The following is a 20,448-nucleotide window of genomic DNA, read 5'->3' as shown; positions in this document are numbered from 1 at the left end:
CGGGTGCCGGCGGCGTCCGGACCGTCCGCCCCCGGAGCCGGCGCACCGCGCTCGTCCGGACCGGTCACGGCCGTGCCTCGGGCGCGGGCCCGCCGTGAGCGGACCCGTCCGGTGCGCCGCCGTCGTGGCCGGGATCCCCCGAGCCGAAGTCCGGGGAGGACGGCGGCGGCTGGGTGCCGAACAGGTCGCTCGTGTCCTCCGGCCGGAACCGCTCGTCGCCGGCCTGGGGCGGCTCGGCGGCGCGGCGGGCCTGCTCGTCGCGCGTGAGGACGGGGCGGCGCGCGAGGTCGGGCCGGTTGGCCGACGCGTACCAGAGCTCGCGCGGCTCGCGCTTGACCACCGGGGCGAAGATGCGGCGCAGGTCCGCCTCGTTGAGGGTCTCGCGGTCCATGAGCTCGACCACGAGGTCGTCGAGGACGTCGCGGTACTCGGAGAGGATCTCCCAGGCCTCCTGATGGGCGTCCATCATGAGCGCGCGCACCTCCTCGTCGACGACCCGGGCCACGTCGTCGGAGTACTCGCGCGAGCCACCCATGTCCCGGCCGAGGAAAGGCTCGCTGCTGCCCTCGCTCAGCTTGACCGGGCCGATCCGGGCCGACATGCCGAGCTCGGTGACCATCTGCTTGGCGGTCTTCGTCGCCTTCTCGATGTCGTTGCCCGCGCCCGTGGTCGGCTCGTGGAAGACGACCTCCTCGGCCACGCGGCCACCGAGCGCGTACACCAGCTGGTCGACGAGCTGGTTGCGCGAGCTCGAGTACCGGTCCTCGGTGGGCATGACCATCGTGTAGCCGAGCGCCTGGCCGCGGGGCAGGATCGTCACCTTCGTCACCGGGTCGGTGTAGCGCAGCGCGGCGGCCGTCAGCGCGTGACCGCCCTCGTGGTAGGCGGTGACCTTCTTGTCCTTGTCGTTCATCACCCGCGTGCGGCGCTGCGGGCCGGCGATCACCCGGTCGATGGCTTCGTCGAGCGCCCGGTTGTCGATGAGCTGCGCGCCGGATCGGGCGGTGAGCAGCGCCGACTCGTTGAGGACGTTCGCAAGGTCCGCACCCGAGAAGCCCGGGGTGCGGCGGGCGACGCCCTCGAGGTCGACGTCCGGCGTCATGGGCTTGCCCTTGGCGTGGACGCGCAGGATCTGGTGGCGGCCGGCCAGGTCGGGGGCCGCCACGGAGATCTGGCGGTCGAACCGGCCGGGCCGCAGCAGCGCGGGGTCGAGCACGTCGGGGCGGTTGGTGGCGGCGATGAGGATGACGTTCGTCGTCGAGTCGAACCCGTCCATCTCGACGAGGAGCTGGTTGAGGGTCTGCTCGCGCTCGTCGTGACCGCCGCCCATGCCGGCGCCGCGTTGGCGACCGACCGCGTCGATCTCGTCGACGAAGATGATCGCCGGGGTGTTCTGCTTGGCCTGCTCGAACAGGTTGCGCACGCGGGAGGCGCCGACGCCGACGAACATCTCGACGAACTCCGAGCCGGAGATCGAGTAGAAGGAGCCGCCCGCCTCGCCGGCGACGGCCCGGGCGAGGAGGGTCTTGCCGGTGCCGGGCGGGCCGTACAGGAGCACGCCCTTGGGGATCTTCGCGCCCACCGCCTGGAACTTGCTCGGCTCCTGGAGGAACTCCCGGATCTCCTGGAGCTCCTCGACCGCCTCGTCCACGCCCGCGACGTCGGCGAACGTCACGTCGGGGGTCTCCTTGTTGACCTTCTTCGCCGTCGACTTCCCGAAGCCCATGACCCCGCCGCCCTGCGAGCGGGACATCAGCCACCAGAACAGCCCGAGGATGAGGATCATCGGGAGCATGAGGCCGAGCAGCGACAGGAACGCGTTGCCCTGCGGCACCTCGACGTCGTAGCCCTGCACCGGGTCGGAGTCCTCGAGGAGGTCGGTGACCTGCCCGCCCTGGGCGTCGGCGTAGGCGAACTCGACCTGCGTGCCGTAGTTCTCGTTGTTGTCCGAGCCCTCGTCGCCGTTCGGTGCGACGAGGTCCTCGGTGAGCGTGAGCTCGACCCGCTGGGTGGTGTCGTTGACCCGGGCCTGCTCGACCGTGTCGCCGCGCAGGGTCTCCATGCCCAGCGAGGTGTCGATCGGCGAGACGCGACCGCCGCCGAAGAAGGGCACGAGGACGACGACGACCAGCAGGGCCCCGATCACCCACGGCCAGGGACTCCGCGCGATCTTCTTCCAGGATGTCTTCATGCCAGCCTCAGCCGCTCCGTCCGGTCGGCGCCCGCCCCGGGCGACCAGTCGAGGTTAACCGAGGGCGACACGCCGATGGTCCGGCGCCCGGTGCCGCTCCGCGCACGGCGAACGGTTCGGCGGTCGGTGCGCGGCGCGGGCGAGCGCGGGGGTGCGGGCGGTCGTGGTGCCGCGTCGGCGGGAGCGCCCCGTGCGTCAGCGCGAGTAGACGTGCTCCGCGAGGCGGCCGACGAAGGGCAGGTTCCGGTAGCGCTCCGCGTAGTCGAGCCCGTACCCGACGACGAACGCCGCCGGGATGTCGAAGCCCACGTATCGCACGTCGACGTCGACCTTCGCGGCCTCGGGCTTGCGCAGCAGCGTGGCGATCTCGACGGACGCGGCGCCGCGGGAGCGGAGGTTGCCCTGGAGCCACGACAGGGTGAGCCCGGAGTCGATGATGTCCTCGACGATGAGCACGTCGCGTCCCGTGAGGTCGGAGTCGAGGTCCTTGAGGATCCGCACGACGCCGGAGGACTTCGTCCCCGACCCGTACGAGGACACGGCCATCCAGTCCATCTCCAGCGGGGTGTGCAGCTCGCGCGAGAGGTCCGCCATCACCATGACCGCGCCGCGCAGGACGCCCACGAGCAGCACGTTGCGGCCCTGGTAGTCGCGGTCGATCTCGGCCGCCATCTCCGTCAGTCGCGTCGCGATCTGCTCCTCGGAGACGATCACCTCGGCGAGGTCCTCGCCCATGTCCGCTGCGTCCACGTCGCTCCTTCGTCTCCGTCAGTCCGCCTGGTGCTCGCTCCGCGAGAGCATCAGCCTGCCACACGCGCGGCGGGCGACGACGCCCCCGGGCAGCATCGTGGGGCCCTGCCCGTCGTAGTCGGTGACGAGGGCGTCGAGCGCGGCGAGGTGGGCGGCCTTGACGTCGCCCGGTCGCCAGCCGGCGCGCTCCCCAGCCGCCCGCAGCGCCCGGCTGCGCACGGCGGGGTGGGCGGCCGCGAGCGTGGCCACGTCGAGGACGAGCACGGGTGCATGGGCGTGTGGCGGGGCGCCGGCGTTGTCGGTCGGCGCGGCGTCGGCGCGGGCGTGCAGCGCGGCGTCGAGGAGTGCCTCGGCGTCGGCGGTCAGTGCGTCGTCGTCGCGCCGGGCCTGCTCGGCGGTGCGGGCGAGTGCGGGAACGGGGTCGACGCCGAGGGCGTCCGCGAGCGCCGGGAGCGCGCGGTCGCGGACGGCGGCGCGACGCAGGGCCGAGCCGTCGGCGGCGCGCCAGGGCCCGTCGGCGGCGTTCGTCGGGTCGTGGAGGGGCACGAGACCGAGCTCGTCGCACACACCCACGGTCTGGGTGCGTCGTAGCTGGAGGAACGGGCGGCGGACCCCGTCCTCGGCGGCCCGCATGCCGGCGATCGACCGGGCGCCGGACCCGCGGGCGAGGCCGAGCAGGACCGTCTCGGCCTGGTCGTCCATCGTGTGCCCGGTGAGGATGACGACCGGCGGGTCGTCGGCGTGGGCGCGCAGTGCCGCCCACCTCGCGTCCCGGGCGCGAGCCTCCGGCCCGCCGGGCCCGGCATCGGCGTCGACCCGCACCGAGGTAGCGGGCAGGCCGATCGTGTCGAGGCGAGCGACGACGTCGCGGGCCTCGCTCGCCGATCCCTCGCGCAGTCCGTGATCCACGACCAGCGCGCGCGCGAGCCAGCCGGCCGCAGGCGCGAGGTGGGCCACCGTGACGGCGAGCGCGAGCGAGTCCGGCCCGCCCGAGCAGGCGACGAGCACGTGGGCGCCCGGGGGAAGGTCCGCGAGCGACTCGCGCACGGCCCGGCGCGCCGCGAGCGTCGCGGGCCCGGAGACCTTCGGGTGTCGGGGTGCCGGACGGGTCATGCGTGGACGCGGGTCACCCACGCCGGCGGGTCGAGGATCTCCTCGGGGGTCGGCAGACGGTCCGGTGCGGCCCAGACCGCGTTGAGCCCGTCGTGGCCGACGCGCTCGACGACCTGGTGGACGAACGACGCGCCGTTGCGGTACTGGGCGGTCTTCGCCCGCATCCCGAGCAGGGTGCGCAGGAGGAGGTCGACGGGGCCGGTGCCGTCGCGGCGCCGCTCGAAGGCACGGCGGATGCGGCGCACGCTCGGCAGGACGGCGGGCCCGACGGCGTCCATGACGACGTCGGCGTGCCCCTCGAGCAGGCTCATCACCGCGACGACCCGGCCGAGGGACTCGCGCTCCGCCGGCGTGAGCAGGGCGTCGACGAGCGGGCCGGCGACCTCCAGCGTGGGCGCCTCCGCCTCGTCCCGGTCGCGCAGGGCGCGTACCAGTGCGCCGAGCATGCCACCGAGGTCGCGGTCCTCGTCCTCGGCGAGCGCCGGGCCGACGGTGCCCCGGATCATCTCCGTGAGGTGGTCGGCGAGCCAGGGGGCGGCCGCGAACTGCACGGCGTGCGTCTGCTCGTGCAGCGCCACCCAGCGGCGGAAGTCGCGAGCGTCGAGGTCGAGCTCGCGCTCGAGCTTGAGCACGTTGGGGGCGACGAGCAGCAGGTGCGGAGCGGCCGGGCCGAACGGGTCGAACTGGCCGAGCACCTTGGTCGAGAGGTAGGCGAGCAGGGCACCGGCCTCCTCGCCGGCGAGCCGGGCACCGATGCGCCCGGCCGGGGGCAGGAGCCCGGTCGAGACGTGGCCGAGGAGTTCCGCGTTCACACGCGCCCAGCCCGGCCGGTCGACCACGCTGACGCGCTGGGCGGAGACCTGCCGGGCGGCGTCGCGCAGGCCGGTGAGTCGTCCCACGTGCTGCGGGGCCGCGGTCGCGGCCTCGCGCAGACCGGTGACCAGGGCGGTCAGCTCCTCGGGCGTGCCGCGCGGACCCGGGGGCGCGAGCCGGGCGGCGCGTCGGGCGGCGAGCCGGAGGTCGACGGGATCGGTCACGCGACCCACGGTAGCCGCGCGGCGCCCGCCGACGCCGCCAGGGACGCCCCGGGGTGGCCGGGCACGGGGCGGGGCGGGCGGCTCAGCGCGTCCGGGCACGCGGCGAGATCGGTATCCGGCAGCCCGGACGCTAGGAGCAGCCGCAGGCGGCGAGCTCGGCGACGAACGTGTCCATCGACTGGCGCGCGGCCCACGCCCCGCCCTCGTCGAAGGAGTGCAGGACGACGGAGAAGGTGAGCAGCCGCTCGTCGGCGGTGAGCACGGTACCGGTGAGCGAGACGGAGCGGACGAGCGTGCCCGTCTTGGCCTGCACCCGGCCGGCGGCCTCACCGGCGAGACGGTCGGAGAGCGTGCCGTCGAGCCCGGAGGTCGGCAGGGACGGCGGGAGCCCGGCGAGGTCGGCGGCCGAGGGGTCGAGCCCGAGGGCGACCAGGTCGGTCAGCGCCGTCACGGTCGTGGAGTCCGTGATCGACAGGCCGGCGCCGTCGATCATCACGGTGCCGGTCGTGTCGACCCCGAGGGCACCGACGGCGTCGACGACGGCCTGGCCGCCCGAGCTCGCGTCGCCGGGCAGGCCGGCGGCGAGGGCCACCATCCGCGAGAGCACGTCGGCGATGGCGTTGTCGGAGTCCTGGAGCATCGTGCGGACGATCTGGTCGACCGGCGCGGACTCGGTCGTCGCGATCGCGGTGGCGTCGTCGGGGGCCGTCGCCCGCCCCTCGACGCTCGCCGTCACCCCACGCTCGGTCAGCGCGTCGGCGAGCGTCTCGAGGGCCCCCATCGCGGGGTCGGCCGTGTAGGCACCGTCGACGGCCCCGGTGTTCACGGCGACCGTCGTCGCGGCCATGGTGAAGGTCCGGTCCCACCCGGTGACGTCGTCGGCGTAGGGCTCGCCGGTGAACTGCGAGTCGTCGACGGCGAGGCGCACCTCGGTGGTGCCGGCCTGCTCCAGCTCGGCCGACACCTGGTCGGCGAGGTCGGCGATCCCGGCGTGGCCGCGGGTCGCCGTCGGGTCGCCCTCGCCCTCGGCGAGCAGGACGTCGCCGCCGCCGACGAGGACCAGCAGGCCGTCGCCGGCGGGGACGACGCTCGTGGTGAACCGGGTCTGCGGGCCCAGCACGCTCAGCGCGGCCGCGCCGGTGAGGATCTTCGCGGAGGACGCCGTCTGCAGGGCGGCGGTCGGGTCGCGCTCCACGAGCACCTCGCCGTCGGCGGAGTCGACGACGCGTACGGCCACGTCCCCCGGCCGGTCGGGGTCGTCCACGAGCCGCTCGACGACGCCCGAGACCCCCTCGGCGGTCGGCGCCGGCGCGGCGGGGTCGAGGACCTCGACGGCGGCCGCCGCGGGGCGCGCACCCGGCAGCGCCACCCCCGGGTAGGGCTCGGCCGCGGGCGGGGCGGGCTCGTCGGTGAGGAGCCCCGGGACCGCGCCCTTGACGTCGAGGAGCACGTAGACGGCGAGCAGCACCACGGCGAGGCTGCCCGCGACCCAGACGACGGTGCTGCGTGCCGTGCTGCCGATTCGTGCCATGCCGTCCGTCCGCCGCCGTGCCCGTCGATAGGTGCCGTCCCCCGGCACGTCGGCGCACCGGGGGCGCCGCGTACGCCACACTAGGCGGTGCCAGGGTCCTCCGAGCGGGGGCCGACCGTGGATCTTCGCCGCCCCGTGCGGCCCGACACCCGAGGAAGTGCTTGCTGTGGAGTTCGACGTCACCATCGAGATCCCCAAGGGGAACCGCAACAAGTACGAGGTGGACCACGAGACCGGCCGCATCCGGCTCGACCGCATGCTGTTCACCTCGACCCGCTACCCGGACGACTACGGGTTCATCGAGGGCACGCTCGGCGAGGACGGCGATCCGCTGGACGTGCTCGTCCTGCTGGAGGAGCCGACGTTCCCCGGGTGCCTGATCCGCGCCCGCGCCCTGGGCATGTTCCGCATGCGGGACGAGGCCGGCGGCGACGACAAGGTCATCGCCGTCCCCGCCAGCGACCAGCGGCAGTCGTGGCGCACGGAGATCGAGGACGTCTCGGAGTTCCACCGCCTGGAGATCCAGCACTTCTTCGAGGTCTACAAGGACCTCGAGCCCGGCAAGTCCGTGGAGGGTGCCCACTGGGTGGGGCGCGAGGACACGGAGAAGGAGATCCGCGCGTCCTACCAGCGCGCGATCGAGACCGGCTACTACGAGCACGGCGGCGCCGGCCACCACCGCCACGGCGGTTCCTCGAGCCAGCCCGGTCCCGGCGGCGAACCGGACCTCGACGGCGACCGCGGCCACGCCAGCCCGATCGGCCCCGGCGACGCCCGCTCGATCCCCGTCGAGCCGCAGGACTGAGGGCGTCCACCTCCTGAGACGGCGCCGTGGCTCCCGTGCGCGGGGCTGCGGCGCCGTCGTACGTTCGACCCCGTACCGGACCCCCGCGAACGCACGCCACGCCACTCCCGAGGAGCGACATGACCGACACGCCGACCCCCGCCCAGGGCTTCACCACGCGGCAGATCCACGCCGGCCAGGTGCCCGACCCGGCGACCGGCGCCCGCGCGCTGCCCATCTACCAGACGACCTCGTTCGTCTTCGACTCGGCGGACCACGCGGCGGCACGGTTCGCGCTCGCCGACCCGGGGCCGATCTACACGCGCATCACGAACCCCACGCAGGAGGTCGTCGAGAACCGGATCGCGGACCTCGAGGGCGGCGTCGCCGGCCTGCTCCTCGCGTCCGGGCAGGCGGCCGAGACCCTCGCGATCCTCTCGATCGCCGAGGCGGGCGACCACCTGGTCGCCTCCCCGTCGCTGTACGGCGGGACCTACAACCTCCTGCGGCACACGCTGCCCAAGTTCGGCGTGACCACGACCTTCGTCGAGGACCCCGACGACGCCGAGTCCTGGCGGGCCGCCACCCAGGAGAACACCAAGCTGTTCTTCGGCGAGTCGATCCCCAACCCCAAGGGCGACGTCCTCGACATCGAGGCCGTCGCGGCCGTCGCGCACGACATCGGCGTGCCGCTCATCGTCGACAACACCATCGCCACGCCCTACCTGCTGCGGCCGATCGAGCACGGCGCGGACATCGTCGTGCACTCCGCGACCAAGTACCTCGGCGGCCACGGGACGACCGTCGCCGGCGCCATCGTCGACGGCGGCACGTTCGACTGGTCGCGATACCCCGAGCGCTTCCCCGGGTTCAACAGCCCCGACCCCTCCTACAACGGCCTGGTGTTCGCCGACCTCGGTGCGCCGGCCCTCGCGCTCAAGGCGCGCACCCAGCTCCTGCGCGACACCGGTCCCGCGGTCTCGCCGTTCAACGCGTTCCTCATCGGCCAGGGCATCGAGACCCTCTCCCTGCGCGTCGAGCGCCACGTGGAGAACACGCGGAAGGTGGCGGAGTTCCTCGAGGCGCGGGCCGACGTCGCGCGCGTGGCCTGGGCGGGGCTGCCGAGCTCGCCGTGGTACGAGCGCGCCCAGAAGTACACGCCCAAGGGCCCGGGCGCGGTGCTCGCGTTCGAGCTCGCGAGCGGCGGCAAGGAGGCCGGCATCGCGTTCGTCGACGCGCTGAAGCTGCACTCCAACGTCGCCAACATCGGCGACGTACGCTCGCTCGTCATCCACCCGGCGTCGACCACGCACTCCCAGCTGACCGACGACGAGCTCGCCGCCGCCGGGGCCTCGCCGACGCTCGTGCGCCTCGCCGTGGGCCTGGAGGACATCGACGACATCATCGCCGACCTCGAGCTCGGCTTCGCGGCGGCCGCGACGGTCGCCGGCACGGAAGGCGCCTGACGTGGCGGGCGCCGGCCGCCGTCCCGGTCGCAGCTCCGTGCCGCGCACGCTCCCCGTCTCCGGCGGGTGGCTGGCCGGCCAGGACCTGGGTGACCGCAGGCAGACGCCGATCGGGGCCCTGCGCCTCGAGGTCGGCGGCCGGCTCCCGCACGCGACGATGGCCTACGAGACGTTCGGCGAGCTGAACGAGGACCGGTCCAACGCCGTCCTCGTGCTCCACGCCCTCACCGGCGACACGCACGTCACCTCGACGCACCCGGGCGACGACCCGGCCGGCCCCGGCTGGTGGTCCGAGATCGTCGGCCCTGGCCTGGCGATCGACACCGACCGCTACTTCGTGCTCGTCCCCAACGTCCTGGGCGGCTGTCAGGGCTCGACCGGACCGTCGTCGACGTCCCCGAACGGGATGCCGTGGGGCGCCCGCTTCCCCATCCTCACCGTCCGTGACCAGGTCGCCGCGGAGCTGCGGCTCGCCGACGCCCTGGGCATCAGCTCGTTCGCGCTCGTGGTCGGCGGCTCGGTCGGCGGGCAGCGCGCGATCGAGTGGGCGGTGACGGCCCCGGACCGCGTGGAGCGGGTGGCCGTGGTGGCGTCCAACGCGCGCACGTCCGCCGACCAGATCGCCTGGGCGCACAGCCAGATCGGCGCGATCGAGCTCGACCCGGGCTGGCGCGGCGGCGACTACTACGACGCGCCCGACGGCGAGGGGCCCGCCCGCGGCCTCGGCCTGGCCCGCCAGATCGCCCACACGACCTACCGCTCGGCGTTCGAGCTGGACGAGCGGTTCGGACGCCTCCCGCAGGGCGCGGAGGAGCCGCTCGACGGCGGACGGTTCGCCGTCCAGTCCTACCTCGACCACCACGCGGGCAAGCTCGCCGCGCGGTTCGACGCCGGCAGCTACGTGGCCCTGAGCCGGACGATGCTCACCCACGACATCGGGCGTGACCGCGGCGGCGTCGCCGAGGCGCTGGCCGGCGTGACGTCGCGGACCCTCGCCGTCGCCGTGAGCTCCGACCGTCTGTTCGACCCGGCCGACGCGCGGCGGATCGCGGACGGGGTGGCTGGGCCGTCCGACTACGTCGAGATCGACTCGCCCTACGGGCACGACGGCTTCCTCGTGGAGTCCGCGCAGGTGGGGGCGGCGCTCTCGCGATTCCTGTCCGACCGGGTCGACTCCTTCCACTGAGCCGACCGGGCGGAGCGGCCGCCCCGGGGCGCGCCGCCCCGTGTGCCGGTGCCACCATGGGCGGGTGGACTTCTTCCGACTCGGACGCGACCCGTCCGGCAGCCGCGCGTCGGAGGACCCGGACCGGGCCGACACCCACTCGACCGCCAACACGGCCGTCGAGGAGGACGCCGCCCCCGACGCCTCGGGCCGCAAGGTCCGCACCGGGGTCGGTCCCGCCGCCCGCAGCTACCTGCTCGAGGCCGACCTGCCGCCGCTCGACGACCCGTCCCCGCCCGGCGAGTGGGTCCCCGACCTGCTCGGGGCCGGCTTCCACGCCCGCACCCTCCCCCTGCCCGCCGACGAGGAGGGGCAGGTCGTCGCGACGCTCGTCGCCTACCGCCCGGCCGAGGACCCGGACGCGCTGCCCGGCACACCCGCCACCGCGACCTGGGCGATGCTCTACCTGCACGGCTGGAACGACTACGTCCACAATGTCGGGCTCGCCCGCCGCGTCGCTGCGCTCGGCGGGGCCTTCTACGGGCTCGACCTGCGCAAGTACGGGCGCAGCCTGCGCCCCCACCAGTCCCGCGGGTACGTGGACTCGCTCTCCGTCTACGACGACGACCTCCACGCCGCCCGGGACGTCATCTTCGACGAGCTCGGCCTGGGCACGGACCTCGTGCTCGGTGGCCACTCGACGGGCGGGCTGACCGCCGCCCTGTGGGCGCACCGGCACCCTGGCGCGCTCCGGGGGCTCGTCCTCAACTCGCCGTTCATCAGCGCGGGTATGCCGGGGTTCGTCGGCGCGGCGACGACCCCCGTGATCGAGCGCATCGCCCGCACGTCACCGAAGACTGTCGTCCGCGTCAGTCCCGTCGACCTCTACCAGCGCACGCTCGACGGGGTGGCCGAGGGGGACGACGAGGTGGTGCCGTCGGACGAGGCCGAGGACCGCTTCTGGACCGGGTGGAAGCCGGACCGACGATGGCGCATGGCTCCGGCCGGGCCCGTGCGCTTCGGGTGGCTCGCGGCTATCCTCACCGGGCAGCGGCAGGTCGCCGGCGGCCTCGACATCTCGTGCCCGGTCCTCGTCCTCACCTCTGCCCGGTCCGCGCAGGCCGTCAGGTGGTCTCCCGACCTGCGCTTCGTCGACACCGTGCTCGACGTGGCCGCGATCCGCTCGGCGGCGCTGCGCCTCGGGCCGCACGTCACGCTCGCGGCGTTCGACGGTGCGATCCACGACGTCATGCTCTCCGCGCCGAAGGTGCGCAGGAACGTCTACGACGAGCTGGGTCGCTGGGTGCGGGCCTACGTGCTGCGCTGAGGCGTCGGACGGCGGCAGCGCCACTGCGTACGTTTCTGTACACTCATGTACATTCTCCACATGGAGACGATCAGCGCCAGCGCTGCCCGGCAGACCCTGCCCGCTCAGCTCGATCGTGTCGCAGCGGGCGAGGAGATCGCCATCACCCGACACGGGCACGTCGTCGCGGTACTCGTGAGCCCCGAGGCGATCCGAGCCCGCAGGGCACCTGAGGCGTGGGACCAGGCGGACCAGATCGGCGAACTGCTCGACCTGGCCAAGGACGCACCACTGCAGCCGCCCGCGGTCAGCCGCTCGAGGGCGGAGGAGCTGGTCGACTCGATCCGTGCCGACCGGACCGCGCGCTGACCGTGCTGAGCGCCTTCGACGCGGACGTGCTGATCTACGCGGCCACCGAGGGCCATGCTCTCGGCGCACGAGTCGCCCACCTGTTCGCGGATGCCGGCGCTGCTCCGACCGGCGTCGGGTCGCTGCTCCTGCTGCCTGAGGTCCTGTCCAAGCCGATGCGCACCGATCCGCGGTCCGCCGAGTGCGCGTCACTGATCAGCCTTCTCAGCCGGCTCCAGCTACTTCCCGTCGACGCTCCGGTGGCACGGCTCTCGGTGGCGCTGGCGGCTCGCCACGGACTGCGCGCCGCCGATGCCACCCACCTGGCGACCGCCGTGGCAGCAGGGGCGGACCGCTTCCTCACCAACAACCGTAAGGACTTCCCGACGACGATCTCGGAGATCGACATCGTCTACCCCGACGACCTCCCGGCACCGGCGAGCCCCGTCCAGCGCTGACGGCTCATCCTCTGACTCCCCGCCCGAGCAGGAGCTCGGCGAGGTGCACTCCCCCGCGGCCGGCGAGCTGGTCGGCCTGGGTGCGGCACGAGAAGCCGTCGGCGAGGAAGGTCGCACCGGGGTGGTCGCGCAGCGCGGGCAGCAGCGCGTTCTCCGCGACGGCGGCGCTGACCTCGGCGTGCCCCTTCTCCATCCCGAAGTTCCCGGCCAGGCCGCAGCAGCCGGCGAGGGTGGTCACGCTGGCACCGGTCGACGCCAGGAGCGCGCGGTCGGTGTCCCAGCCCATGACGGAGTGGTGGTGGCAGTGGGGCTGAGCGACGACCTCGACGCCCGTGAGGTCGGGCGCGCTCCACCGGTCCCCGGGCCCGAGCGGGGCCGGCGACCCGAGCAGCTCGGCGAGCGTGTGGGTCCCGTCGGCCAGCATGCGGGCGCGCGGGTCCTCGGGCAGGAGCTCGGGCATGTCGTCGCGCAGCGCGGCCGTGCACGACGGCTCGACACCGACCACCGGGATGCCGTTGGCCGCGAAGGGCGCCAGGACGTCGAGGAGGTTGCGCATGCGGGCGCGGGCGCCGTCGAGCTGCCCGGTCGAGATCCAGGTCAGGCCGCAGCACACCGCCTGGTCGGGCAGGACCACGGTGTAGCCGGCGGTCTCGAGCAGCTCGGCGACGGCCTTGGCGCCGTCGCCGTCGAGCGTCTCGGAGAAGGTGTCGGCGAACAGCACGACGTACCGCGGCGCGTCCTTGCCCCGCGTTCGTCGAGCGTGCGGTTCGTCGGCCTCGAGCGTGCGGTTCGGCCAGCCGTGCGGGGCGTCGGTGGGCAGGGACACGCCCGCGGAGGCCCCCGCGCCGATGTCCGCGGTCTCCTCCCCCGTCCCGACGACGTCAGCCGGCGCCCCGGGGCCCGCACCCCGATCGCCGTGCCCGCCTCCGGCGAGCGCCGCGGTCGCCGCCGCCCGCACGGCGGCGCGACCGCCGGAGCGCTTCCGCCACCACGTCGACAGCCGCTGCGTGGCGAAGCCCGGCATGGCGCGGGTGGTGTCGACGCCGGCGACCGCGAACGCGAGCCGGCGCAGCGCCCCGACGCTCAGCACTGCGTTGGTCAGGCGCGCGAGGCCGGGGACCGCGGTGACCAGCCCCGCGAGCACCGGCAGCCGGCCGAGCGTGTAGTGCGTGCGCGGCCGGAGCTTGCCCCGGTACGCGCGGTGCAGCGTCTCGGACTTCAGCCGTGCCACGTCCATGCCGGCGGGGCAGTCCGCGGAGCACGCCTTGCAGGACAGGCACAGATCGAGCGAGTCGAGCAGCGCCGGGTCGTCCCAGCGCGCGACGAGCTCGCCGTTGGTGACCTCCTGCAGCACGCGCGCCCGGCCCCGGGTCACGTCCTTCTCGTCCTTGGTGGCGAGGTAGCTCGGGCACATGAACCCACCGGAGGCCGAGCTGTCCGCCCGGCACTTGCCCACGCCGGTGCACCGGTGCGCGGCCCGCGTGACGTCACCACCGTCCTCGCTGAACGCGAACCCGCCGCCGGGGGCGACCGGCAGGGGCTTCGCGGCCGGCCGGCGCAGGTGCGCGGCCACCGGGTCCGGGTCGACGAGCACCCCGGGGTTGAGCGACGATCTCGGGTCGAACAGGTTCTTGACCTGCCCGAACAGGCTCATGACCTCGGGCCCGTACATGCGGTCGAGGAGCTCGGAGCGCGCGCGCCCGTCGCCGTGCTCGCCGGACAGCGAACCGCCGTGTGCCACCGCGATGTCCGCCGCCTCGGCCACCGTCTCGCCGAACTCCCGCGCGCCGCGCTCCCCGTCGTCGAGGGGGAAGTCGACCCGCACGTGCACGCAACCGTCGCCGAAGTGCCCGTAGAGCAGGCCGTCCAGACCGCGGCGGTCGAGCATCCCCATGAAGTCGCGCAGGTAGGCGCCCAGGTTCTCGGGCGGGACCGCCGCGTCCTCCCAGCCGGGCCACGCCGGCATGCCCGCGGGGGTGCGCCCGCCCAGCCCCGCGCCGTCGGCCCGGATCCGCCACAGCGCGTCCGCCTCGGCGCCGGCCGGCACGACGACCGCCGCGTCGGTCCCGCCGACGGCGGCGAGCGCGCGCGCCCGGGCGAGGACGTCGGCCTCGGACTCGTGCTCCTCCGCACCGACCTCGACCATGAGCCAGCCCTGCCCGGCCGGCAGCTCGGGCACCGCGCCGGCCCCCTTGGCGCGCCGCACCACGTCGACGAGCCGCGCGTCGAGCCCCTCGACCGCGAGGGGATAGTGCTCGAGGAGCGCAGGAACGGCATCGGCGGCGGCGATCATGTCCGGGTAGCCCAGGACCACGAGGACCGGGCGCGTGGCCACGGGGACCAGGCGCACGGTGCCGCCGAGCATCGTCACCAGCGTGCCCTCGGAGCCGACGAGCATCTTCGCCAGGTCGCGCCCGTTCTCGGGCAGCAGGTGCTCGAGGGAGTAGCCGGACACCTGACGGCCGAACCGACCGAGCTCGGACCTGATCGGCGCAAGGCCACGCGTGACCAGCGCAGACAGTCCGTCGACCACGTCGAGCGCGTTCCGCCCGGCGCCCGCGGTGAACCGCCGACCGAGACCGTCGACGACGTCGAGCGAGTGGACGTTGTCGGCGGTACGCCCGTAGGCCAGCGCGTGCGGCCCGCACGCGTTGGTGCCGATCATGCCGCCGAGAGTGGCGCGGTTCTGGGTCGACGGGTCGGGCCCGAACCGCAGGCCGTGCGGGGCCGCCGCCCGCTGGAGGTCGGCCATGACGACCCCGGGCTCGACGACCGCGGTCCGTGCCTCCGGGTCGATCTCGCCGATCGCGGTGAGGTGCCTGGAGACGTCGAGGACGACCCCCGGGCCGACCGAGTTCCCGGCCGTCGAGGTGCCGCCGCCGCGCAGGGTGACGGGCGCGCCGGCGGTGCGCGCGACGTCGAGGGCGGCGAGCGTGTCCGCAACGTCGCGCGGGGTGACGACGACCTGGGGCACGACCCGGTAGTTCGACGCGTCGGTGGAGTACTCGGCGCGGCGACGCACCGAGTCGCTCACCTCGCCGTCGACGGCGGCGCGGAGCGCGGCGACGAGGTCCGCCGTGGCCGGGTACGCCGCGCCCAAGGTGCGGTCCGCCGTCGTCGTCATGTCCCCAGTGTCTCCCGTTGCGCACGGGTCGCGGGCCAGGCGCCGCACGACGGGACGGCTACCGCGTCGCGTCCTCGCCCTTGACCGCCGCGCGGCCGGCCTCGAGACGCGCGACCGGCACGCGGAACGGTGAGCAGGACACGTAGTCCAGGCCGACGGACTCGAAGAAGTGGATCGACTCCGGGTCCCCACCGTGCTCCCCGCACACCCCGATCTTCAGGCCCGGGCTCGTCGACCGTCCCCGCTCGGCCCCGATCCGCACGAGCGCACCCACACCGTCGGCGTCGAGGGTCTCGAACGGGGAGATCGTCAGCACGCCGTTCGCGAGGTAGTCGGCGAAGAAGGCGCCCTCGACGTCGTCCCGCGAGAAGCCCCACGCCGTCTGGGTGAGGTCGTTGGTGCCGAACGAGAAGAAGTCGGCCTCCTCGGCGATCCGCTCCGCCGTCATTGCCGCGCGCGGGAGCTCGACCATGCACCCGATGGGGATGTCGAGCGTGACGCCCTGCTCGGCCGCGACCTCGGCGACGATGCGCTCCGCCTCGTCGCGCACGATCTGCAGCTCCCGGCGCGAGCCGACGAGCGGCACCATGATCTCGGGCTGGGGGCTGCCGCCGGCGGCGGACCGGTGCGCCGCCGCCTCGGCGACAGCACGGATCTGCAGCGCGAAGAGGCCGGGGATCTTCAGGCCGAGCCGTACGCCCCGCAGGCCGAGCATCGGGTTCGACTCGTGCATCCGCCGCACGGCGGCCAGCAGCGTGCGCCGCCGCTCGACCTCCTCGCCGCTCTCGCCCCGCTCGTCGGCCAGCGCCACCTCGACCGCGAGCTCGGTGAGGTCGGGGAGGAACTCGTGCAGCGGCGGATCGATGAGCCGGATGGTCGCGGGCAGGCCGTCCATCGCCTCGAGCAGCGACTCGAAGTCGGAGCGCTGCGGCTCGAGCAGGCCGGCCAGCGCGGCGTCCCGCTCCGCCTCCCCCTCGGCGAGGATGAGACGCTCCACGAGGGTGCGCCGGTCACCGAGGAACATGTGCTCGGTGCGGCACAGGCCGATGCCCTGGGCCCCGCGCTCGCGGGCGCGCTGCGCGTCTGCGGCGTTGTCGGCGTTCGTGCGCACCGCCATGCGCCGCCGGGCGTCGGCGTGGCTGAGCAGGCGGTGGACGGCCTCGACGAGCTCGCGCGTGTCGGCGTCGTCCCCGGCCGCGGCGAGCCCGGCGTCGAGACCGCCGGAGATGTAGGCCATGACCGGTGAGTCCGCGACCGGGACGTCGCCGAGGTAGACCTCGCCCGTGGTCCCGTCGATGGCCACGACGTCGCCGGGACGGAGCACGCGCTCGCCGATCGTCACGGTCTCCGCCTCGACGTCGACGGCGATCTCCTCGGCCCCGACCACGGCGCAGGTGCCCATGCCGCGGGCGACGACGGCCGCGTGGGACGTCTTGCCGCCGCGCGCCGTGAGCACGCCCTTGGCCACGATCATGCCGCCGAGGTCGTCCGGGTTCGTCTCGCGCCGCACGAGGATGACGTCGGCGCCGGCCGCGGCACGGGCCTCGGCCTGGGCGGTGTCGAGGACGATCTCGCCGACGGCGGCACCCGGGGACGCAGACAGCCCCGTCGTCAGGTGCTCCTTCGTCGCTGCCGGGTCGAACTGCGGGAACATCAGCTGGCTGAGCTGGGCCCCGGTCACGCGGCCGAGCGCCTCGTCCATCGTGATGAGGTTCTCGTCGACGAGCTGGGTCGCCACCCGGAACGCCGCGCCGGCCGTCCGCTTGCCCACGCGGGTCTGCAGCAGCCACAGCTTGCCCTGCTCGATCGTGAACTCGATGTCGCACAGGTCGCGGTAGTGCGTCTCGAGCCGGCGCATCGCGGCACGCAGGTCGGCGTAGGAGCGGGGGTCGAGCTCCTCGAGGTCGGTGAGGTGCAGCGTGTTTCGGATGCCGGCGACCACGTCCTCGCCCTGGGCGTTGACGAGGTAGTCGCCGTACATGCCGGACTCGCCGGTGGAGGGGTCGCGCGTGAAGCAGACACCCGTGCCCGAGCTGTCGCCCAGGTTGCCGAACACCATGGTCACGACGTTCACGGCTGTGCCGAGGTCGTCCGGGATGCGCTCGCGGCGGCGGTAGAGCCGGGCCCGTTCGGTGTTCCACGAACGGAACACGGCCTCGACGGCGAGGTCGAGCTGCTCGCGCGGGTGCTGCGGGAACTCCCGCCCGGCGTTGTCCTTGACGATCTGCTTGTACTCGTCGACGAGCTCGCGCAGGTCGTCCTCGGTGAGATCGACGTCGGCGGCCGCGCCCCGGGCCTCCTTCTTCGCGTCCAGCGCGTCGGAGAACAGCTCGCCGTCGACGTCGAGGACCGTCTTGCCGAACATCTGGATGAGGCGCCGGTAGGAGTCCCAGGCGAACCGGGCGTCGCCGGCGAGCTCGGTCAGGCCCTGCACGGAGGCGTCGTTGAGCCCGATGTTGAGGACCGTGTCCATCATCCCGGGCATCGAGAACTTCGCGCCCGAGCGCACCGAGACGAGCAGGGGGTCGTGGAAGTCTCCGAGCGAGCGCCCGGCGGTGTCCTCGAGCTCGCGCAGCGCGAGCGTGACCTCGACCCGTAGGTCGGCCGGCACGTCGCCGTCGCGCAGGTACGCCCGGCACGCCTCGGTCGTGATCGTGAAGCCCGGGGGCACCGGGAGGCCGAGCCGCGTCATCTCCGCGAGGTTCGCCCCCTTGCCGCCCAGCAGGTCCTTCTGGTCCTTGTCACCCTCGGTGAACCGGTACACGTACGTCGCCATCGCTCCTCGTCCTTCGTTCACAGTCCGCACCGCCTCGCGAACATGTGTGCACCGTAGGCCGTCCCGAGCACCCGCGTGCCCGATCGTCGTCATGCGGAACGCACGACCCGCTCATGCGCGACGCCCATGACCTCGGGCGGGCGGTGCCGCCACGACGCCATCCGCGCGACCCTGGGCGCATCCGCGGCCTCTACCCCCGCGACCTCCATCGACGCGGCCGCATGATGGGACGCGCGCCCACCGTCGGGCGTCCCGCGCCCCGGTGGGGCAGGATCGTCCGGTGCGCCCCCCGTTCCTCCTGATCTCCTCGCGCCCGGAGCAGCGCGCCGCGGACGACGAGCACTCGGCGGTCGCCCGGCACATGGGCGTTCCGGTCGAGCGCGTGGTCCGCCTCTCCGCCACCGACGACGCCTACGCGCCGCCGGACCCGGCCGCGTTCGCCGGCGTGCTCCAGGGCGGCTCGCCGTTCACCGGCTCCACGCCGCTCGAGGAGCAGTCCGACCTCCAGCGACGCACCGAGGACCGGCTCGGCGCGGTCCTCGACCAGGTCGTCGCGGCCGGCGTGCCGTTCATGGGTCTGTGCTACGCCGTCGGCACGCTGACGCGACGCCTGGGCGCCGTCGTCGACCACACCTACGGGCGGGGGACCTCGGCGGTCCGGGTCGAGCTCACCGAGGCCGGCCGCACGGACCCCCTGCTCGCCGACGTCCCGGTCGCCTTCGACGCCTACGTCGGCCACCACGAGGCCGTCACCGTGGCGCCGCCGGGGTCGGTGGTCCTCGCGACGTCGGACCCCACGCCCGTGCAGATGCTGCGGGTCGGGGCCGACCAGTACGTCACGCAGTTCCACCCGGAGCTCGACACGGCCGGGCTCGTGCGGCGCATGACCGACTACCTGCACTCCGGGTACTTCCCCGCCGAGGAGTTCGAGCGGGTCGTCGCCGAGATCTCGCGCGTCCGCGTGGACGACGCCCACGGCGTCCTGGCCGCCTTCGCCCGTAGGTACGGCTGACGATCCCGCATCCCCGCCGGGCGCACCTGGGCACACCCCACACGACGGCGGGACTCACCCGGGAGCGCCGCGCAGCACCGTCGTCGGGCGCGACCGGGGCACACCACGCACGGCCGCGGTCCTCCTGTCGATGGGGAGAACTTCGGTGACGGCAGGGTCACCGCGAGGTCCCGAAACGGTTGCCGCCGTGGCTCGCGACGTGCGGACCTGCGACGGTTCCGACATGCGAACCTCATCCGCTGACACCGCACCCCCGGGCACCGACGGGCCGCCACCGGGCGACGTCGGGACCGCTCCCGCACACTCGACCGCAGGCCGAGCCACCGGACGACGGAGCGCCGCCCGCCCGGCCCACCGCCCGACCGGCCGGCGGGCCCTCGCCGCGCTCACGCTCGGTCTCGCCGCCACGCTCGCCGCCTGCTCGTCGGGCTCCGACGGCGGTGGCTACGACGAGGACGCGGGCACCGCGGACCGGGCGCCCGCGCAGGAGGCCGACCAGGGCGCGGACAGCGCCGCCTCCGCCGAGCAGTCAGCCGCGGACACGAGCGGGGACCCCGCGCAGGTGACGGCCGACGGCGTCGACCGCGTGGTGGTGACCACCGGGGAGGCGACCGTCGTCGTCGAGGACCCCGTGGCCGCCACCGACGAGGTGGTCGGCCTCGTCGAGACCCACGAGGGACGCGTCGAGGGCCGCCAGCTGAGCAGCCAGGAGGATCGACCCTGGGGCCAGGTCGTCGTCCGCGTCGCCCCGGACCGGACCGACGCCTTCCTCGCCGACCTCGGCGAGATCGGCGAGGTCGAGCAGGTCTCGACGAACGCCGACGACGTGACCGGCACGGTCCGCGACCTCGACGCCGAGATCAGCGCGCTCGAGACCTCGGTCGCCCGCCTCGAGGGGCTCATGGAGGAGGCCGGGTCGGTCGCCGACCTGCTGTCTGCCGAGACCGAGCTGACCGCCCGGCAGGCCGAGCTCGACCAGCTTCGCGGGCAACGCACGAACCTCGGTGAGCAGGCGGCGATGTCGACGCTCACCGTCGATCTCGTGACGGAGGACTCGCCGTCGACGACCGGCTCGCAGTCCGGCTGGTCGCGCATGTGGGAGGACGCCGGGGAGGCGTTCACCGGGGCGATCCGCGGGGTCGTGGTCGCGGTGGCCGCCCTTGCGCCGCTGCTCGTCGTGCTGGCGCTCGTCGGCGCAGTCGTCCTCACCGTCGTGCGCCGCAACCGCAGGGCGCGCGACGCCGAGACCGTCACGCACGGGGCCGCGCCGGCCCGGACGACGGCCGGCGCCGGCACCACCTCGCGTCCGGAGGGGCCCTCCGGCCCGCGCGATCCTCGCCCGGCGGCCCGGGGCGAGGCGGTGGACGATCCGCCGTCGGGCGACTGA

14 protein-coding genes and 1 pseudogene are annotated in these 20,448 nt (G+C 74.4%); 8 read left to right on the top strand and 7 right to left on the bottom strand.

Going from position 1 to position 20,448, the window contains the following annotated elements:
- Positions 1 to 64: 64 nt before the first annotated feature.
- The 5 genes from ftsH to ACPYO4_RS03250 form a co-directional block, all read right to left on the bottom strand.
- On the bottom strand, positions 65 to 2,191 hold the full coding sequence (ftsH, locus tag ACPYO4_RS03270) for an ATP-dependent zinc metalloprotease FtsH (protein WP_425707782.1): 2,127 nt from the start codon (positions 2,189 to 2,191) through the stop codon (positions 65 to 67).
- Between the two features lie 195 nt (positions 2,192 to 2,386).
- Entirely contained in the window at positions 2,387 to 2,941 is a 555-nt protein-coding gene (hpt, locus tag ACPYO4_RS03265; RefSeq protein ID WP_425707781.1) for a hypoxanthine phosphoribosyltransferase, read from the bottom strand.
- Between the two features lie 18 nt (positions 2,942 to 2,959).
- Positions 2,960 to 4,054 carry a tRNA lysidine(34) synthetase TilS gene (gene tilS / locus ACPYO4_RS03260; protein WP_425707780.1) on the bottom strand — a complete coding sequence of 365 codons (1,095 nt, stop codon included), beginning with the start codon at positions 4,052 to 4,054 and terminating at the stop codon, positions 2,960 to 2,962.
- The gene (locus ACPYO4_RS03255) at positions 4,051 to 5,091 is read right to left on the bottom strand and encodes a zinc-dependent metalloprotease (RefSeq protein ID WP_425707779.1); all 1,041 of its coding nucleotides are present in this window, start codon (positions 5,089 to 5,091) and stop codon (positions 4,051 to 4,053) included. The genes tilS and ACPYO4_RS03255 overlap by 4 nt, the downstream gene beginning before the upstream one ends.
- A 130-nt stretch (positions 5,092 to 5,221) precedes the next feature.
- Positions 5,222 to 6,622: a D-alanyl-D-alanine carboxypeptidase/D-alanyl-D-alanine-endopeptidase gene (locus ACPYO4_RS03250; protein ID WP_425707778.1), complete on the bottom strand. Its 1,401-nt coding sequence runs from the start codon at positions 6,620 to 6,622 to the stop codon at positions 5,222 to 5,224.
- A gap of 166 nt (positions 6,623 to 6,788) precedes the next feature.
- Between ACPYO4_RS03250 and ACPYO4_RS03245 the strand changes: the two are divergent.
- The 6 genes and pseudogenes from ACPYO4_RS03245 to ACPYO4_RS03220 form a co-directional block, all read left to right on the top strand.
- Positions 6,789 to 7,283, top strand: a pseudogene (locus tag ACPYO4_RS03245) (inorganic diphosphatase); the annotation flags it as partial.
- Between the two features lie 263 nt (positions 7,284 to 7,546).
- On the top strand, positions 7,547 to 8,872 hold the full coding sequence (locus tag ACPYO4_RS03240) for a bifunctional o-acetylhomoserine/o-acetylserine sulfhydrylase (RefSeq protein ID WP_425707777.1): 1,326 nt from the start codon (positions 7,547 to 7,549) through the stop codon (positions 8,870 to 8,872).
- Positions 8,873 to 8,909: 37 nt separating this feature from the next.
- The gene (metX, locus tag ACPYO4_RS03235; protein ID WP_425707776.1) at positions 8,910 to 10,058 is read left to right on the top strand and encodes a homoserine O-acetyltransferase MetX; all 1,149 of its coding nucleotides are present in this window, start codon (positions 8,910 to 8,912) and stop codon (positions 10,056 to 10,058) included.
- Between the two features lie 64 nt (positions 10,059 to 10,122).
- Positions 10,123 to 11,364: an alpha/beta hydrolase gene (locus ACPYO4_RS03230; RefSeq protein WP_425707775.1), complete on the top strand. Its 1,242-nt coding sequence runs from the start codon at positions 10,123 to 10,125 to the stop codon at positions 11,362 to 11,364.
- A 60-nt stretch (positions 11,365 to 11,424) separates the two neighbouring features.
- Entirely contained in the window at positions 11,425 to 11,712 is a 288-nt protein-coding gene (locus ACPYO4_RS03225; protein ID WP_425707774.1) for a type II toxin-antitoxin system Phd/YefM family antitoxin, read from the top strand.
- 2 nt (positions 11,713 to 11,714) lie between these two features.
- Positions 11,715 to 12,149: a type II toxin-antitoxin system VapC family toxin gene (locus tag ACPYO4_RS03220; RefSeq protein ID WP_425707773.1), complete on the top strand. Its 435-nt coding sequence runs from the start codon at positions 11,715 to 11,717 to the stop codon at positions 12,147 to 12,149.
- A gap of 4 nt (positions 12,150 to 12,153) precedes the next feature.
- Here the strand turns inward: ACPYO4_RS03220 and ACPYO4_RS03215 are convergent, their stop codons facing one another.
- Positions 12,154 to 15,273, bottom strand: coding sequence for an FAD-binding and (Fe-S)-binding domain-containing protein (locus ACPYO4_RS03215; RefSeq protein WP_425707772.1), 3,120 nt, complete (start codon positions 15,271 to 15,273; stop codon positions 12,154 to 12,156).
- Positions 15,274 to 15,331: 58 nt separating this feature from the next.
- Entirely contained in the window at positions 15,332 to 18,049 is a 2,718-nt protein-coding gene (gene ppdK / locus ACPYO4_RS03210) for a pyruvate, phosphate dikinase (protein ID WP_425707771.1), read from the bottom strand.
- Positions 18,050 to 18,329: 280 nt separating this feature from the next.
- On the opposite strand from ppdK, the gene ACPYO4_RS03205 reads away from it, so the two are divergent.
- Complete coding sequence (locus tag ACPYO4_RS03205; protein ID WP_425707770.1) at positions 18,330 to 19,061, top strand: glutamine amidotransferase; 732 nt, start codon at positions 18,330 to 18,332, stop codon at positions 19,059 to 19,061.
- Between the two features lie 223 nt (positions 19,062 to 19,284).
- The gene (locus ACPYO4_RS03200; RefSeq protein ID WP_425707769.1) at positions 19,285 to 20,448 is read left to right on the top strand and encodes a DUF4349 domain-containing protein; all 1,164 of its coding nucleotides are present in this window, start codon (positions 19,285 to 19,287) and stop codon (positions 20,446 to 20,448) included.

The organism is Georgenia sp. Z1491 (genome assembly GCF_049856175.1).
Lineage (GTDB): Bacteria > Actinomycetota > Actinomycetes > Actinomycetales > Actinomycetaceae > JB111.
This window is presented reverse-complemented; position numbering and strand designations above follow the sequence as displayed.